17 protein-coding genes, 1 pseudogene and 1 riboswitch are annotated in these 16,603 nt (G+C 68.6%); of the genes and pseudogenes, 8 read left to right on the top strand and 10 right to left on the bottom strand.

Translation table 11 applies throughout. The annotated features are described in order from the left end of the window. Positions 1-80: 80 nt before the first annotated feature. Positions 81-1,556 (top strand): replicative DNA helicase, encoded by a 1,476-nt coding sequence (dnaB, locus tag ACFYZJ_RS19750; RefSeq protein WP_388569658.1) that lies wholly within the window; start codon positions 81-83, stop codon positions 1,554-1,556. Positions 1,557-1,631: 75 nt separating this feature from the next. Further along, on the top strand, positions 1,632-3,017 hold the full coding sequence (locus ACFYZJ_RS19745) for a serine hydrolase domain-containing protein (RefSeq protein ID WP_388569654.1): 1,386 nt from the start codon (positions 1,632-1,634) through the stop codon (positions 3,015-3,017). A gap of 79 nt (positions 3,018-3,096) precedes the next feature. Here the strand turns inward: ACFYZJ_RS19745 and ACFYZJ_RS19740 are convergent, their stop codons facing one another. Both ACFYZJ_RS19740 and ACFYZJ_RS19735 read right to left on the bottom strand, forming a co-directional pair. After that, positions 3,097-3,549 (bottom strand): GNAT family N-acetyltransferase, encoded by a 453-nt coding sequence (locus ACFYZJ_RS19740; protein ID WP_388569651.1) that lies wholly within the window; start codon positions 3,547-3,549, stop codon positions 3,097-3,099. 53 nt (positions 3,550-3,602) lie between these two features. Next, complete coding sequence (locus tag ACFYZJ_RS19735) at positions 3,603-4,061, bottom strand: MarR family winged helix-turn-helix transcriptional regulator (protein WP_388569648.1); 459 nt, start codon at positions 4,059-4,061, stop codon at positions 3,603-3,605. A 139-nt stretch (positions 4,062-4,200) separates the two neighbouring features. On the opposite strand from ACFYZJ_RS19735, the gene ACFYZJ_RS19730 reads away from it, so the two are divergent. Continuing rightward, positions 4,201-5,409 carry an MFS transporter gene (locus ACFYZJ_RS19730; RefSeq protein ID WP_388569646.1) on the top strand — a complete coding sequence of 403 codons (1,209 nt, stop codon included), beginning with the start codon at positions 4,201-4,203 and terminating at the stop codon, positions 5,407-5,409. Positions 5,410-5,480: 71 nt separating this feature from the next. On the opposite strand, the gene ACFYZJ_RS19725 is transcribed toward ACFYZJ_RS19730, so the two are convergent. The 6 genes from ACFYZJ_RS19725 to ACFYZJ_RS19700 form a co-directional block, all read right to left on the bottom strand. Next, a complete protein-coding gene (locus ACFYZJ_RS19725; RefSeq protein WP_388569642.1) occupies positions 5,481-6,347 on the bottom strand; it encodes a GNAT family N-acetyltransferase in 867 nt (288 codons plus the stop codon). A gap of 132 nt (positions 6,348-6,479) precedes the next feature. Then, entirely contained in the window at positions 6,480-6,962 is a 483-nt protein-coding gene (locus ACFYZJ_RS19720) for an NUDIX domain-containing protein (protein ID WP_388569640.1), read from the bottom strand. A 157-nt stretch (positions 6,963-7,119) separates the two neighbouring features. Beyond that, entirely contained in the window at positions 7,120-8,025 is a 906-nt protein-coding gene (locus tag ACFYZJ_RS19715; protein ID WP_388569637.1) for a LysR family transcriptional regulator, read from the bottom strand. Positions 8,026-8,284: 259 nt separating this feature from the next. Continuing rightward, a complete protein-coding gene (locus ACFYZJ_RS19710) occupies positions 8,285-9,439 on the bottom strand; it encodes a cystathionine gamma-lyase (RefSeq protein WP_388569635.1) in 1,155 nt (384 codons plus the stop codon). After that, on the bottom strand, positions 9,436-9,927 hold the full coding sequence (locus ACFYZJ_RS19705) for a low molecular weight protein-tyrosine-phosphatase (protein WP_388569633.1): 492 nt from the start codon (positions 9,925-9,927) through the stop codon (positions 9,436-9,438). The genes ACFYZJ_RS19710 and ACFYZJ_RS19705 overlap by 4 nt, the downstream gene beginning before the upstream one ends. 5 nt (positions 9,928-9,932) lie before the next feature. Further along, positions 9,933-10,313 carry a phage holin family protein gene (locus tag ACFYZJ_RS19700; RefSeq protein ID WP_388569631.1) on the bottom strand — a complete coding sequence of 127 codons (381 nt, stop codon included), beginning with the start codon at positions 10,311-10,313 and terminating at the stop codon, positions 9,933-9,935. 60 nt (positions 10,314-10,373) lie between these two features. On the opposite strand from ACFYZJ_RS19700, the gene ACFYZJ_RS19695 reads away from it, so the two are divergent. The 4 genes from ACFYZJ_RS19695 (at position 10,374) to ACFYZJ_RS19680 (ending at position 12,738) form a co-directional block, all read left to right on the top strand. Then, positions 10,374-10,691, top strand: a complete 318-nt coding sequence (locus ACFYZJ_RS19695) for a cupin domain-containing protein (protein WP_103837260.1) — start codon at positions 10,374-10,376, stop codon at positions 10,689-10,691. 202 nt (positions 10,692-10,893) lie between these two features. After that, a complete protein-coding gene (locus ACFYZJ_RS19690) occupies positions 10,894-11,106 on the top strand; it encodes a DUF5326 family protein (protein WP_388569628.1) in 213 nt (70 codons plus the stop codon). 369 nt (positions 11,107-11,475) lie between these two features. Next, the gene (locus tag ACFYZJ_RS19685) at positions 11,476-12,201 is read left to right on the top strand and encodes an IclR family transcriptional regulator (protein ID WP_388569625.1); all 726 of its coding nucleotides are present in this window, start codon (positions 11,476-11,478) and stop codon (positions 12,199-12,201) included. Between the two features lie 99 nt (positions 12,202-12,300). Further along, the gene (locus ACFYZJ_RS19680; RefSeq protein WP_059127372.1) at positions 12,301-12,738 is read left to right on the top strand and encodes an SsgA family sporulation/cell division regulator; all 438 of its coding nucleotides are present in this window, start codon (positions 12,301-12,303) and stop codon (positions 12,736-12,738) included. A gap of 99 nt (positions 12,739-12,837) precedes the next feature. Here the strand turns inward: ACFYZJ_RS19680 and ACFYZJ_RS19675 are convergent, their stop codons facing one another. Next, positions 12,838-14,244 (bottom strand): YibE/F family protein, encoded by a 1,407-nt coding sequence (locus tag ACFYZJ_RS19675; protein ID WP_388569622.1) that lies wholly within the window; start codon positions 14,242-14,244, stop codon positions 12,838-12,840. Positions 14,245-14,315: 71 nt separating this feature from the next. Further along, positions 14,316-14,472, top strand: a riboswitch (TPP riboswitch). Between ACFYZJ_RS19675 and thiC the strand changes: the two genes are divergently transcribed. Beyond that, positions 14,465-16,261, top strand: coding sequence for a phosphomethylpyrimidine synthase ThiC (gene thiC, locus ACFYZJ_RS19670; RefSeq protein WP_388569620.1), 1,797 nt, complete (start codon positions 14,465-14,467; stop codon positions 16,259-16,261). Its footprint overlaps the riboswitch before it by 8 nt. Before the next feature lie 118 nt (positions 16,262-16,379). Here the strand turns inward: thiC and ACFYZJ_RS19665 are convergent. After that, positions 16,380-16,500: pseudogene (locus tag ACFYZJ_RS19665) on the bottom strand (AraC family transcriptional regulator); the annotation flags it as partial. Positions 16,501-16,603: the final 103 nt, after the last annotated feature.

The raw sequence follows: 16,603 nt of genomic DNA, 5'->3' as shown, positions 1-16,603 counted from the left end.
GCTTCTCGTTTTGTCAGTGTCGTGCCCTAGAAATGGGGTGCACGGCGAGGTCCGCGCGGCGGACGGGAGGAGGCGGCCCGGTGAGCATTTCCGAGCCCTTGGACGATCAGTGGGCCGACAGCGGCCCCGGTGATCGTGTCCCCGCCTCCCGCCGGCGCCGCGAGGGGGGCCGGGGCCGTGACGAGCAACACGACAGGGGTCCGGACAGTGGCGCTTGGGACGGTGGTGGCTCCGCCTTCGAGCGGGTGCCGCCGCAGGACCTGGACGCCGAGCAGTCCGTCCTCGGAGGCATGCTGCTGTCCAAGGACGCGATCGCGGACGTCGTGGAGATCCTCAAGGGCCATGACTTCTACCGGCCGGCACACGAAACGATCTACCAGGCGATCCTCGACCTGTATGCGAAGGGCGAGCCGGCCGACCCCATCACGGTCGCGGCGGAGCTGACCAAGCGCGGTGAGATCACCAAGGTCGGCGGGGCCCCGTATCTGCACAGCCTGGTGCAGACGGTCCCGACCGCCGCGAACGCCGAGTACTACGCGCAGATCGTGCACGAGCGCGCGGTGCTGCGGCGCCTGGTGGAGGCCGGTACCCGCATCACGCAGATGGGGTACGCGGCGGACGGCGACATCGACGAGATCGTCAACAGCGCCCAGGCCGAGATCTTCGCGGTGACCGAGCAGCGCACGGCGGAGGACTATCTGCCGCTCAGCGAGATCATGGAAGGTGCGCTCGACGAGATCGAGGCGATCGGCTCGCGGTCGGGAGAGATGACCGGTGTGCCGACCGGCTTCACCGATCTGGACCAGCTCACCAACGGTCTGCACCCGGGCCAGATGATCATCATCGCCGCGCGTCCCGCGATGGGTAAGTCGACGTTGGCTCTGGACTTCGCCCGAGCGGCTGCGATCAAGCACAACCTGCCGAGCGTGATCTTCTCGCTCGAGATGGGTCGCAACGAGATCGCGATGCGTCTGCTGTCCGCCGAGGCTCGGGTGGCACTGCATCACATGCGGTCGGGCACGATGACGGACGAGGACTGGACCAGGCTGGCGCGCCGTATGCCGGACGTCTCGGCCGCGCCCCTGTACATCGACGACTCGCCGAACCTGTCGATGATGGAGATCCGGGCCAAGTGCCGTCGTCTGAAGCAGCGCAATGATCTGAAACTGGTCGTCATCGACTATCTGCAGCTGATGCAGTCCGGTTCCAAGCGGGCCGAGAGCCGGCAGCAGGAGGTCTCCGAGATGTCGCGAAACCTGAAGCTGCTGGCCAAGGAGCTGGAGCTGCCGGTGATCGCGTTGTCGCAGCTGAACCGTGGTCCCGAGCAGCGGACGGACAAGAAGCCCATGGTGTCCGATCTGCGCGAGTCGGGTTCGATCGAGCAGGACGCCGACATGGTGATCCTGTTGCACCGTGAGGACGCCTACGAGAAGGAGTCACCGCGCGCGGGCGAGGCGGACATCATCGTCGGCAAGCACCGTAACGGCCCTACGGCGACGATCACGGTCGCCTTCCAGGGCCACTACTCCCGGTTCGTGGACATGGCGCAGACCTGATCCGACGTCCTGTTGGTGAGGGCGCATCAGGAAAACGCGCTCGACGCGGGATGCGGTGCCGGGTGGACTGGGACCATGACGACATCTGAAGAAGAGCTGCTTCCCACAACGCGCCGGGCCCTGCTGCACCGTGTCGCCGTGGCCCAGGTCGAGGGGCGGGCGCCGTCGCTGGTGGCGGCCGTCGTCCGGGGTGGACGGACGGTGTGGCACGGTGCGCGGTCGTGTGTGGACGGCAATGCTCCGGACGACAACGTGCAGTACCGGATCGGGTCCATCACCAAGACGTTCACCGCGATTCTCGTCATGCGGCTGCGCGACGAGGGGGTTCTGGATCTCGGCGATCCGCTGGAGAAGCATCTGCCCGGCACCGGGGTGGGGGAGGCGACCATCGCCGATCTGCTCGCCCATACCGGTGGTCTGGCGGCGGAGTCGCCCGGTCCGTGGTGGGAACGGACGCCGGGTACGCTGCGGCCCGAGCTGGCGGACGTGCTGGGCGAGCGTCCCTTGCGGCACCCGGTCGGACGCAGGTTCCACTACTCCAACCCCGGCTACACCGTGCTGGGGGCGCTTGTGGAGGAACTGCGCGGTGCCCGCTGGGAGGAGGTCCTTCGACGGGAAGTCCTGGAACCTCTGGGGATGCACCGAACGAGTACGCGCCCGCAGGCGCCGCACGCCGGTGGCTGGGCGGTGCATCCCTGGGCCGATGCCATGCTGCCTGAGCCGGCCGAAGACCTCGGGAGGATGGCTCCGGCCGGTCAACTCTGGTCCACCACAGGGGACTTGGCGCGGTTCGCCGCCTTCCTGAGCCAGGGCGACGACCGGGTGCTGAGCACCGGATCGCTACTGGAGATGCGTACGCCGACGGCTCCGCCAGAAACGGTGGACGTCGCGGCGGGGTACGCATACTGTCTGGGGCTGGAGGTCCGGCGCTCGGGCGGACGGCTCCTGGTCGGGCACACGGGGTCCCTGCCGGGCTTTCTCGCCTGTCTCACGATCAGCGTTGAGGACGACGTCGCGGCCGTCGTGCTGGCCAACTGCACGTCTGGTCCGCTGGTGTCCGCCGTGGGGGCCGATCTCGTCCGTATCGTCGCCGAGGCCGAGCCCCGGATTCCGGTGCCGTGGCGCCCGCTGCGGGAGGTCGATGCATCGGTACTGGAGCTGGCCGGGCAGTGGTACTGGGGGACACACGGCTTCGCCCTGCGCTTCACGGCGGACGGGCTCGCTTCGCTGGAGCCGTTGTCCGGCACCGGCCGTCGCTCGCGGTTCAGTGCGAACGGTGACGGCACGTGGACGGGGTTGGAGGGCTACTACGCCGGAGAGCTTCTGCGGGTCGTCAGGCGCCCGAACGGATCCGTGAGTCATCTGGACGTCGGATCGTTCGTGTTCACGCGTCAGCCGTATGACGAGGATGCTCCTGTGCCGGGTGGGGTGGACCCGGAGGGATGGCGAGGGATCGGCTAGCTGTCACAGCGAAGCGTTCTGTTTCACGTGAAACAGAACGCTTCGCTGTGTGCAGTCAAGTGCCTCGGTGCCGTGCCGCTCAGAGTTGCAGCTTGAAGCCCACGTGTGACGCCTCGAATCCCAGGCGCTGGTAGAAGCGGTGGGCGTCGGTGCGGGTGGCGTCGGAGGTCAGTTGGACCAACTGACAGTTGTGACGCCGGGATTCGTCGATCGCCCACTCGATGAGTTGCGTTCCCAGACCGCTGCCACGTTCGTCGGTGTGGATGCGGACGGCCTCGATGAGCGAGCGGGTGGCACCCTTGCGGGACAGCCCGGGAATGATGGTGAGCTGGAGGGTGCCGACGACCCGGCTGTCGCGTACGGCGACCACGAGGTGCTGGTTCGGGTCGCTGCTCAGCCGCTCCAGGGCGTTCAGATAGGGCGTCAGGTCGTCCGGTGATTCGCGCTGGGCGCCGAGCGGGTCGTCGGCGAGCATCGCGACGATCGCGGGGACGTCGTCGTCGGCGGCGGGCCGTATGTCGAGTTCTCCCATGGACAGAACCTTAGGGGCGCTTCGGACGCACTGATGGGCGGGAGTGGATGGCGCTAGGCGGGCACGTCCAAGGATTCGACGACGCGGACCAGTGGTGCCAGTTCCGGCTTCTTCGCCGCTTCGGCGAGGGCTTCGCGGAGGGCGGCGTCGTTGGTGGGACGTGCCTCTTCCAGGAGCTTGAGGCCGGCCTCGGTGACGTTGGTGTAGATGCCGCGGCGGTCGGTGGGGCAGAGGTAACGCGAGAGCAGTCCGCGGTCCTCGAGTCTGGTCACCAGCCGGGTCGTGGCGCTCTGGCTGAGGACCACCGCGTCGGCGACCTGCTTCATCTGTAGATGTCCGCCCTCACCGTCGTGTTGACGGCTGAGTACATCCAGCAGGGAGTACTCCCGCACGCTCAGCCCGTGGTTGGCCTGGAGCACGCGTTCGAGGTGAGCCTCGATCCTCCCGTGAAGCAGCGAGAGGGCGCACCAGCCCTGGGCGAGGGCGGTGAGCGCGGGGTCCGTTGCTGACATGGCGTTGTCCTCCATCCCTGAGCAGCTCACTCCCAGGGTAGAGCACCCTCGCAATAGACCGCGCTTGCACATATCGCGCGTCCGCAATTATTGTCGAAGCGCGCAGATGCTCACGCAAACGTTGGGAAAGGTGTACCCCATGCCTCTCGCGCTTCTGGCCCTCGCGATCGGGGCCTTCGGAATCGGAACCACAGAGTTCGTGATCATGGGTGTGCTGCCCCAGGTTGCGAGCGACTTCGGGGTCTCCATCCCCACCGCTGGTCTGCTTGTGACCGGCTATGCCCTGGGAGTGATGTTCGGCGCCCCGATCATGACGGCGCTCGGCACCAAGGTTTCCCGAAAGCGGATGCTGATGCTTCTGATGGGCTTGTTCGTCCTGGGAAACCTGCTGTCCGCAATCGCCCCCGTCTTCGGGCTGATGCTGATGGGTCGGGTGGTGGCCTCCTTGGCTCACGGCGCGTTCTTCGGTATCGGCTCGGTGGTCGCCGCCGATCTGGTCGCACCGGAGAAGAAGGCCGGCGCCATCTCCATGATGTTCAGCGGTCTGACGATCGCCAACGTCGTCGGTGTCCCGCTCGGCACCCTCGTCGGACAGTCCGCCGGCTGGCGGGTCACCTTCGCACTGGTCGCGGCACTCGGCGTGGTCGGGCTGCTGGGGGTCGCGAAGCTCGTGCCCGAGATCCCGAAGCCGGAGGGCGTGCACCTGCGCCATGAGCTGGCCGCCTTCAAGAACGCGCAGGTGCTGCTCGCGATGGCGATGACCGTCCTCGGCTTCGGCGGTGTGTTCGCGGCCATCACCTATATCGCGCCGATGATGACCCATGTCGCCGGCTTCGCCGACGGCTCGGTCACCTGGCTGCTCGTTCTCTTCGGCATCGGCATGGTCGGGGGGAACCTCATCGGCGGCAGGTACGCGGACCGTGCCCTGATGCCGATGCTCTACGTGTCACTGGGCGGTCTTGCCCTCGTCCTCACGCTGTTCACCGTGACCGCGCACACCAAGATCCTCGCCGCGGTGACCATCGTGCTGATCGGCGCCCTCGGGTTCGCCACCGTGCCGCCCCTGCAGAAGCGGGTGCTGGACCACGCGCACGGTGCCCCAACCCTCGCCTCGGCCGCGAACATCGGTGCCTTCAACCTCGGCAACGCCCTGTCGGCCTGGCTCGGCGGCCTGGTGATTGCCGCGGGACTCGGCTACACCGCCCCCAACTGGGTCGGCGCCGTCCTCGCCGTGTCCGCCCTGCTGCTGGCGTTCCTCTCGGCCGTGCTGGAGCGCCGGGAGGCGGCCTCGAGCACGGCCGTGGCGGGCGCCGCGCCCAGTGAACGGCGCACCGCCGTGCACCACTGAGTTGGCTCTGCCGAAACGCGACGCGCGTGCCCTCGACACTCGAGGGCACGCGCGTCGTCGTGTAGGTCGGTTCAGCCCGCCGCCACCGTCAGCGGGGCGAAACGCCGGGTCCAGTCGCCGGGAAGGTCCGGGATGCCATGTGCCATGACCGCGTTGACGCCCGCAGAGGCGAGACCCCGCTCCTTCAACCAGGTCAGGAGGGACTCGTGCCGTACGTCGACATCCGTGCGCAGTGGGCGGTCGGTGTGTGCGGCCAGGGAGGCCACGAGGGCTTTCGCCGTTTCCGTGTCGCGGGCGATGAGGGGACCCACGACGTGGGTGTCCATGTTGGGCCAGGCAGCCGCGTACCCGATGATCCGTCCGTTCTCCTCGGCTACCCGCACCTGGTCGGCGAAGGCGGGCAACCGGGTGATCATGTGCATACGGTCGACGCCGAAGACCTCCTCGTCGAGGCGGAGGAGGGTGACGAGGTCCTCCCCGGTGGCCGGACGTGTCGCGATGGCGTGGGACGGTTCATCGACCGTGAAGTGGCCACGCACCATCTCGGAGCCGCCGATGACCTTGAAGCCCAGCTCCTCGTGCAGGGGACGGCCGTAAGGGGTCGCGTACAGCGTCAGCGGGGTGGTGCCCGCCTCCGCGACCACATGCCGCATCAGTCGGCGGCCGACGCCCTGACGGGCGTGCCGCTCGGCGACGAGCACCATGCCGATGGCGCACAGATCGGGACGGTAGCTGGACCCGTACTCGGTGACCACGCACGCGGTGACGAGGCCGCCCTCAGGATCGTCGATCCCGTATCCCTTGCCGGCGGCCAGGAGCAGGCCCCACTTGTGCTCCTCGCGGGGCCAGCCCCGGTCCTCGGACAGGTCCGCGCAGGCCTGGAGGTCGCGGGGGGTCAGACGGCGGATGGGCAGAGCAGGGAGGGCAGGTGTCGACACGCAGGTCAGGCTGTCCGACATGGGCCATCGGCGTCCACCGGTTTGAGGTGTAACACACATGCTTTTGGCCATGTCTCGCCCGAAGGAACAGCCCAGGGACAGACGTTTCACGTGAAACGTCCACCCCGGCCCTCAGCCCAGGTCTGGCGCGTGCATGGCCCGTACGCCCTCGATGTTCCCGTCGAGGTAATGCCGCAGCGACAGGGGGACGAGATGGACGGAGGCGATGCCCACGCGGGTGAAGGGCACCCGCACGATCTCGTACTCCCCGGCCGGCTCCTCGACCTCGGGGCCGTGCCGAAGTCGCTCGTCCATGGACTCCAGACGGCAGACGAAGAAGTGCTGAACCTTCACACCGGTCGGGCTGCCGCCCTCGCCGATGTGCTCCACCGTGTCCACGAAGCAGGGCACGACGTCGGTGATCTTGGCGCCGAGCTCCTCATCGACCTCCCTGTGCAGCGCGTCGACGACGGTCGTGTCGGACGGCTCCACCCCGCCACCCGGAGTGACCCAGTAGGGGTCCATGCCGGGCTTGGTCCGCTTGATCAGGATCAGATCGTCACCATCGAGCAGGATGGCGCGGGCGGTGCGCTTGACCACGGGGCGAACGGTCATGGGAGAAATGTGGCCCAGCGTGTTCCACGTGAAACATCACCCGCCCCCCCATCGCATCCTGCCCCGGGTGAACCCTGGGCGAGGTGTGCGGCGGACGTCCGCAGCCGTCACCGGACCCCGTCACCACCGCGCTCACCTTCGTCACAGCGGCAGTCGCTCAGCCCCAGTCGGGCGCCGCCCGTAGCAGGCACTCATGGGCCCGCGCGATGTGCGGCATGGCAAGCGTCCCGGTCCGGACCACGAGGAAGTAGGTCCGCAGCGGGGGAATCGCGGGTTCGTGGAGGGCCACCACCTCCCCTCGCTGCAGTGCGGAGGCGCACAGATAGCGCGGCAGCACGGCGAGTCCGGCACCGGTGACGGCGCACCCGAGGACGGCGCGCAGATCGGGGACGATGACGGTCCCGGAGGCGGCCGGGCGGGAGTCGAAGACGGAGGCCCAGTAGCGGGAAACGAACGGCAGCGACTCGTGCACCTCGACCACCGGGAGGTTCTCCAGCACATAGGCGCCCTTGCGGCGCAGCGTACCGGGGCCGATGCGGGACGCCCAGTGCGGGGCGGCGACCAGGACATGCTCCTCGTCGCACAGCGGAGTCGCCGTGAGCAGCGGGCCGCGCGGTCTGGCGGTGGTGATGGCCAGGTCGTGGTGACCGGCGGCGAGCCCTTCCAGTGTCTCGTCCACGGTCCCGAAGGAGACGCGTAGGGCGAGCCCCTGGCCGTCGTCGTGGGTCAGTTCCGCGAGTGCGGGCAGGGCCCGTTCGGCGGTGAACTCCGCCGGCCCGGCGAGATGCAGGGTGCGTAACGACACCTGCTCGTCGAGCCCGGTCTCGGCGATCTCCACCAGGGCGTCGAGATGGGGCGCGGCCTTGTGCGCGAGTTCATCGCCGATGGTGGTGGGCGTCACCCCGCGTGCCTGCCGTAGGAAGAGGGGGCGGCCCAGCTGCCGTTCCAGTGTGCGGATCTGGGAGGTGACCGCCGGCTGGGAGAGGCCGAGCAGCGCCGCGGCACGGGTGAAGGAGCCGGCCCGGTGCACGGTCACGAAGGTACGCAGCAGGGCCAGATCCATGGTGCTCCCTCCCCTCCCCGCACCCCCGGACGCGCCCAACTATAAATAAGTCGATAGGTCTCTGTCGCTACTGTGATTGGACACTGACACAGAGTCAACTAGCCTTGTTCGCGCGGTTCTTTGCGCGCGGAACCGGGACGGTCCGAGCCATGAGGGGGGAGGCTCGGACCGTCCGTCGTACGTAGCAGGGCACCCTTGGCCGGCGGACCGGTTCGCCCGAGGTGCGTGGCTCGGGCGGTGACCGGTGGTCGGCACGCGTTCAGTGCGCCGACTCGTTCAGCGCACGGAGCACATCGGCCACCAGGTCCTCGGGATCCTCGGCGCCGACCGACAGCCGGATGAAGCCCTCCGGTACCGCGTCACCGCCCCAGCGTCCACGCCGCTCGGCGGTGGACCGCACCCCACCGAAGCTCGTCGCGTCGTCGACGAGGCGCAGTGCGTCCAGGAAACGTTCGGCACGCGCGCGTGTGGGCAACACGAACGACACCACACAACCGAAGCGTCGCATCTGCTGCGCGGCGATCTTGTGGGACGGGTCGTCGGGCAGGCCGGGATACCGCAGCCCGGTCACCTCGGGGCGGATGCGCAGCGCCTCGGCGACGGCGAGCGCGTTGGCCGTCTGCCGCTCGGCGCGCAGAGGGAGGGTGGCGAGCGACCGGTGCGCCAGCCAGGCTTCCATGGGACCCGGGATCGCGCCGACGATCTTGCGCCAGCGCCGTACGGAGGTCATCAGTCCTGCGTTCCGGGATGCCACGTATCCGAGCAGCAGGTCTCCGTGCCCGGTGAGCATCTTGGTGCCGCTGGCCACGGAGAAGTCGGCGCCCAGCTCCAGAGGCCGCTGGCCGAGCGGGGTGGCCAGGGTGTTGTCCACCGCGACGAGGGTGCCCTGCGCGTGGGCCACCTCGACGAGCCGTCGCACGTCGCAGACGTCGAGTCCCGGATTGGAGGGCGTCTCGATCCACAGCAGCCGCGCGCCGTCGAGGACACCGAGCTGGGCGTCGCCGGCGGTCGGCGCGGTACGCACCTCGATGCCGTACGCCGTCAGCTGCTCGCGCACCAGTGGCAGCACCTGGTAGCCGTCCTCGGGCAGCACCACCGTGTCGCCCGCGCGCAGCTGGGAGAACAGGACCGCCGAGATGGCCGCCATGCCGGAGGCGAAGGCGAGCGTCTCCACGCCGTCCGCGGCGGGCGCCTCCAGCTCGCCGATGGCACGCTCCAGAAGACTCCAGGTGGGGTTCTCGTCCCGGCCGTACGCGTACGGACCGGTCGGCTCGCCGGGCAGGTGGAAGTGTGCGGCGAAGACGGGACCCGGCAGGGTCGGCTCGTGCTTGACCGGCTCGGGCAGCCCCGCGCGGACCGCGCGCGTGCCGTCGCCGTACCCCGCGCCGGTCGTGCCGGCATCCCCTGAACTCATGCTGCCCGTCCCTCCACCTTCTCGCGTACCGCGGCGAGCAGGCCGAGGCTCGCCGCCTCCACCATCTCAAGGCACTCCTCGAAGCCGTCCATCCCCCCGTAGTACGGGTCCGGCACGTCGAGATCGCCGTCGGCGGCCGGGTCGTAGGAGCGCAGGAGCCGCACCTTCGCCGCGTCCTCGGGGGTGGGAGCCAGGCGCCGCAGGGCCTTCAGGTGCCCGGAGTCCAGGGCGATCACCAGATCCAGTCGCGAGAACCAGGAGGGCTGGAACTGCCGTGCGATGTGATCGCTGTCATAGCCGTTCTCCTCCAGGACGGCCACCGTGCGCGGATCGGCGCCGTCCCCCTCGTGCCAGCCGCCCGTGCCGGCGCTGTCGACCTCGACCCGGTCGTCGAGACCGGCCTGCTCGATGCGGGCGCGGAAGACGGACTCGGCCATCGGGGAACGGCAGATGTTGCCGGTGCAGACGAAACAGACGCGGTAGGTCATACGGCTCAGTCCTTGTCGTCGGGCAGCACGACGTGCAGTGCCCAGGAGACGATCGAGACGATCAGACCGCCGAGGACGGCGGTCCAGAAGCCCTCGACATGGAAGCTCAGGTCCAGCTTGCCCGCCAGCCAGGAGGTGAGCAGCAGCATCAGCGCGTTGACGACCAGGGTGATCAGGCCGAGCGTCAGGATGAACAGCGGGAAGGTCAGCACCTTCACGATCGGCTTGACCAGGAAGTTCACCAGGCCGAACAGCAGTGCCACGACGAGCAGCGTGGCTATCTTCCTGCCGGTGCCGGAACCCGTGAGGGTGATCTTGTCGAGCAGCCAGACGGCGACGGCGAGGGCCCCGGCGTTGGCGATCGTCTTGACTACGAAATTCTTCATGTGTCTGATCGTGGCAGACCGGATCACAGGTGAGCACCGAGCAAGGGGCGGACAAGGGCGATGAAGGCATTCCGGCTGGACGAACTGGAGGCGGAGCGCGCCGCCAACGAGGGTGCGTACCTGCAGTTCCTGCGGGAGCGGAACATGTCGGTCGGCCTGTACGCGCTCGACGCGGGCGACCTGGACCCGCAGAAGCCGCACCGGCAGGACGAGGTGTACTTCGTCGTCAGCGGACGCGCCTCGATCACCGTCGGCATGGAGACGACCCAGGTCGGGCGCGGCAGCGTCGTCTACGTGCCCGCCGGAGTCCCCCACAAGTTCCACCACATCACCGAGGACCTGAGGGTGCTGGTGGTGTTCTCTCCGCCTGAGAGCTGAACCGCGCCTCGGGGTTCTCTCAGGGAAGGATCAGGGGAGGACAAGGGATGCGAGACGCCCGCCGCTTCCCTCGGCGGCCCTAGCATCGAGGGCAGGACATCGAAGGACCCGCAGGCTCCGCCCCGGACGGGACGCGGGACCAGGGGCCGGAGACGCACACAGACGCTGAGAGACCAGACCCTGAGAGACAAGGACAAGGGCGATGCGAGAGATCTTCGCGGGTTTGCCGTGGTGGGTGAAGTGGATCGCGGTGCCGGTCATCGCCTTGGTCGTATTCGGCGGCATGATCGCGTCCGTCATCGGCTTCGTGATCGGGCTGCTCTTCAAGGTGCTGCTCTTCGTCGCGCTGGTCGGCGGACTCATCTACGTCGTACGGAAGTTCATGTCGAACTCCACGTCGCGCGGGGACTGGTGAGCCGTCGGCAGCGTGCCAGGACGGAGGGGAGCGTCACGGCGCGACGCTCCGAGGGGCCAGGGGGCGAGTGGTAACAGGGAGCGGGACGTTCCCTCGGGGGAGGGAAGTTTTCCCGGTGACGCCGTCGGACCGCGGTGACGGACCGTTAAAGTCCGGAACTCGCGCGCGGCAGAGCACCGTGCGCGGCGCCTTCCCTCCCGTGTCCGTGCACGGGAGGCCGCCCTCGCGCTCCGGGAGTGATCTTTGGCCACGGTTGGTACCGCATCCGCAGACTCAACCGCCCCGCCCGCACAGCGACGGACCTCACCGGGGGAGGCACACCCCCCTCTTCCGCCCGCGCAACCGCCCTCCACCACCCTCATCGGATCCGTGCAGCGCGCGATGCGCCTGCTCGAAGCCGTCGCCGGACGCCCGTACGGAGCCACCGCCAAACAACTGGCCCGCGAGGTGGGCCTGGCACTGCCCACGGCCTACCACCTGTTGCGCACCCTGACTCACGAGGGCTATCTGCGCCGCGAGAAGGGCTTGTTCTTCCTCGGCGAGGCGGCCGAGCGGCTGAGTGCCCGCGCAGCCCAGCAGAAACGTCGCAGCATGGTGGACGACGTGCTCGCACAATGGCGTGATTCCATCGGTGTCCCCGTGTACTACGCGGTCTATCGCGAGGGCGAGATCGAGATCCTGGGCGTCGCCGACACATCCGGGCACCCGGCGGTCGAGGAGTGGGCCGACTTCCGGGAAACCGGGCACGCCCATGCGATCGGCCAGTGCCTGCTGTCCCAACTCGATGAGGAGGCCCGCCGAGACCACCTCGACCGCTACCCCGTTCGGGCGATCACGCCGTACACCGTCCATGACGAGCGCGCGTTCCTCCACCGGCTGGAGCGCCTGCAGCACACCGAACCCACGATCGAGCGCCAGGAGTACGCGCTCGGGACGGTCTGTGCCGCGATTCCCCTGACCGCGGGGCCGACGACCGCAACGGTTGCGATCTCCCTGCCGTCCTGTCAGGCCGACCGGCTGCTGCCGCTCGCACACCGACTGCGCGAGGAGATCGGACGCATGCTCGGGACACTCGCCCTCTCTATCAGCATCTGAAAACTCACTCCTTGTGATCTGCCATGTACGTTCAGCAAACTTCCAGCAGGTGTCAGGGGACGCTTCCTGGCCAGTCCACGGCTACTGACGGGGTAGACGATGCGCGAGTCGGTACAGGCAGAGGTGATGATGAGTTTTCTCGTCTCGGAGGAGCTCTCGTTCCGCATTCCGGTGGAGCTGTGTTACGAGACCTGTGATCCCTATGCCGTGCGGCTGACCTTCCACTTGCCCGGGGACGCGCCCGTGACCTGGGCGTTCGGGCGCGAGCTGCTGGTCGACGGGGTGGGCCGGCCGTGCGGCGACGGCGATGTGCACATCGCGCCCGCCGAGCCGGACACCTTCGGCGATGTGCTGATCCGGCTGCAGGTGGGTGCCGACCGGGCGCTGTTCCGGTCCGGGGCGGTGCCGCTGGTCGCGTTCCTGGACCGTACGGACAAGCTGGTGCCGCTCGGCCAGGAGGGTTCCCTCGCCGACTTCGACGCCCATCTGGACGAGGCGCTGGACCGGATCCTGGCCGAGGAGCAGAGCGCGGGCTGAGGCCGTGCTTCCGTGCTGTAACGGTTCCTCGCGGCGGCGCGTGGGGCGCGGTGGGTGCCGTAACGCTTCTGCGGTGCGGCCTCCAGCGCTCGGGCGCCCTCAGTGCCTGCGGCGCCTCCCCCGTCCACTGCGGGCCGGTACGGCGGCCGGAGCGGCGGACCGGTCCGAGCGGTCGGCGGCGACCACGAGGGCGGCCAGCGCCGTGGTCACGGGCACCGAGGCGACCAGGCCGATCGAACCGACGAGCGTGCGCACGATCTCCTCCGCGACCAACTCGCTGTCGGCGACGGTGACCACGCTGCTCTGCGCGATCGAGAACAACAGCAACAGAGGTAGAGCGGCACCCGCGTACGCCAGGACGAGCGTGTTGACGACCGATGCGATGTGGTCGCGGCCGATGCGAATGCCCGCACGGTACAGACCACGCCAGCCCATCGAGGGGTTCGCCTCGTGGAGCTCCCACACCGCCGACGTCTGCGTCACCGTCACATCGTCGAGGACACCGAGCGAGCCGATGATGACGCCGGCCAGCAGCAGGCCGCTCATGTCGATCCCCGGATACAGGCCGTGGATCAGGCCCGTGTTGTCGTCGGTGTTGCCGGTCAGCGCCGCCCAGCCGATGAACAGGGATCCGAGCACACCGATCAGGGACAGGGAGATCAGCGTGCCGAGCACCGCCACCGAGGTGCGCGCCGAGAGCCCATGGCACATGTAGAGGGCGATCAGCATGATGGCGCTGGCGCCGACCACGGCCACGAGCAGCGGGTTCGAGCCCTGAAGGATCGCCGGCAGGATGAACAGGCTCAGCACCAGAAAGCTGACGGCCAGGGCGATGAGCGCCATCACACCGCGCATCCGCCCCACGACCACCACGGCCACGGCGAAAATGCCGGCCAGCAGCGCCATGGGGACCTTGCGGTTCACATCGGCCACCGAGTACTGCAGGTCCCTGGGGGCGGACGGCTCGTACGCGACCACGACCTTCTCGCCCTGATGCAACTGCCGTGACTGGTCCGGCTGGACGATCTCCGTGAACGTCCGGCCCTGGTCCTTGCCCGTGTCGACGCGGACCGTCGCCTTCTTACAGGTGCCGGTCGACTGCTGCTGGGCCGAGGAGCCCTCGGCGGTGGAGGTGTCGCCGGTCGGGGTGTCGCCCGAGGCGTTCACGGACTTGCAGTCCACCTGCACCACCCTGGTGACCGTGGCCTGCTGTGTCTGCCGGTCGAATCCGACGCCGGTGCGCTTGTGCGACGGCACGCCGCCGGGCCACAGCACGACGAGACCGACCACCACGGCTGCCGTGAAGGGGATGAGGATCGCGGCGATGACCCTGCGCAGGTGCCGCGACACGGGGGCCGCCGGACCATGACTGTGGGAGTGGCCGTGCCCACCGCTCGGTGCATGCCCATGGCCGGCACTCTGTCCGGGGCCGTGTCCGTCGCCCTGGCGGTGGCCATGGGGCGGGTCGGGCGGTGGGTAGGGGGGCGGATGCTGTGTCGTGGTCACCGAGGCATCATCGCAAGAAGGCATGAGGCCCACTGTTCAGCCCGCGCAAAGAGACGCTAGCGTGGGAGGACCTTTGCACACGCGGGAGCTCGGAGCACCGGGCTGAGAGGGCGCTGACCTCCGCAGACGCGATGTTTCACGTGGAACATCGACGGGCGGAAACCGCTGCGTCGACCGCTGAACCTGTTACCGGGTAATGCCGGCGTAGGGAGTAGGTCACATGACCAACAAGGACGTACGCACGCCTGCCTCCGTTGAGGGCGACCAGGAGGCCGGACAGTCCATCGGCTGGCACAAGGCGTACATCGAGGGCTCACGCCCCGACCTGCGCGTGCCGGTCCGTCGAGTGCACCTCACCAACGGGAAGTCCGTCACGCTGTACGACACTTCCGGCCCGTACACCGATCCGCTCGTCGAGACAGATGTCCGCAGGGGCCTGGTCCCGCTGCGGGAGAACTGGATCACCGCCCGCGGTGACACCGAGGAGTACGCGGGCCGTCCGGTTCGCCCCGAGGACGACGGGATCAAGCACACCTCGCCGCGGGGTGGACTGCGCAACCTCGACGCGGTGTTCCCGGGGCGGCCACGTCAGCCGCGCCGCAGCCGCGACGGCAAGGCGGTGACACAACTGGCGTACGCACGCCGCGGCGAGATCACGCCCGAGATGGAGTTCGTCGCCATCCGGGAGAACGTGTCCCCGGAGGTGGTGCGCGAGGAGATCGCGGCAGGCCGCGCGGTTCTCCCGGCCAACGTCAACCACCCCGAGATCGAACCGATGATCATCGGCAAGCGGTTCCTGGTGAAGGTCAACGCCAACATCGGCAACTCCGCGGTGACCTCCTCCATCGAGGAGGAGGTCGAGAAGATGACCTGGGCGACCCGCTGGGGCGCTGACACGGTCATGGATCTGTCCACCGGCCGCAACATCCACACCACGCGTGAGTGGGTACTGCGCAACTCCCCCGTGCCGATCGGCACGGTTCCGCTCTACCAGGCCCTCGAGAAGGTCGACGGGAAGGCCGAGGAGCTGACCTGGGAGATCTACAAGGACACGGTCATCGAACAGGCCGAGCAGGGCGTGGACTACATGACGGTGCACGCGGGCGTGCGCCTGCCGTATGTACCGCTGACCGCGAACCGCAAGACCGGCATCGTCTCGCGTGGCGGCTCGATCATGGCGGCGTGGTGCCTCGCCCACCACAAGGAGTCGTTCCTGTACGAGAACTTCGAGGAACTGTGCGAGATCCTCGCGGCCTACGACGTCACGTACTCGCTGGGCGACGGCCTCAGGCCCGGCTCGATCGCGGACGCCAACGACGAGGCACAGTTCGCGGAACTGCGCACGCTCGGGGAACTCGGCCGGATCGCCCGGCGTTTCAACGTACAGACCATGATCGAGGGCCCGGGGCATGTCCCGATGCACAAGATCAAGGAGAACATCGACCTTCAGCAGGAGATCTGCGATGAAGCACCGTTCTACACGCTCGGACCGCTGACGACCGACATCGCGCCGGCATACGACCACATCACCTCCGGTATCGGCGCCGCGATGATCGCCTGGTGGGGTACGGCCATGCTCTGCTACGTCACGCCCAAGGAGCACCTGGGCCTGCCCAACCGCGACGACGTCAAGACCGGCGTGATCACCTACAAGATCGCCGCGCATGCGGCCGACCTCGCCAAGGGCCACCCGGGTGCGCAGGCGTGGGACGACGCGCTGTCCGACGCGCGCTTCGAGTTCCGCTGGGAGGACCAGTTCAACCTGGCCCTCGACCCGGACACGGCCCGCGACTTCCACGACGAGACCCTCCCGGCGGAACCGGCCAAGACCGCCCACTTCTGCTCGATGTGCGGGCCGAAGTTCTGCTCGATGAAGATCAGTCAGAGCATCACGGAGCGGTTCGGCGGTGATGTCGCCGAGGGCGCGACGGCCGACGAGATCGCCGAGGGAATGCTCCAGAAGTCGAAGGAGTTCGCGGAGGCGGGGAACCGGGTGTACCTCCCGATCGCCGACTGACGCCGGGGCCGATCGGGGCGCCGACTCGGGACGCCGCAGGCGTTCGGTGTCTCCCGGCGGTTCGTGTCGAGCCCCTTGGGGTCGACACGGACCGCCGGGCGCACAGCCGTCGGACAGCGGCCCGTTCCACCGGGGCCCACAGCCGCGTGTCCGATTCCGGGCCGTCCTGCGACGGCCGGGTGCGCAGGATCTCGGGCCCCGGCCGGCTCGCATACGGGTTGGATGGGGAACCATTCCGTGGCATGGTGCAGCCGTCCAGGCCCGCCGCTGTGGGAGTCACGGTCCGGTGGTGGGCGTTCCGGCTGGGGACTTGTCCGATGGGGCCGGTCGTCGGCCGGCCCC

Origin of the sequence: Streptomyces sp. NPDC001848 (genome assembly GCF_042891915.1) — a bacterium.
Lineage (GTDB): Bacteria > Actinomycetota > Actinomycetes > Streptomycetales > Streptomycetaceae > Streptomyces.
The sequence above is the reverse complement of the archived record's forward strand: the minus strand, read 5'-3'. Positions and strand labels throughout refer to the sequence as shown.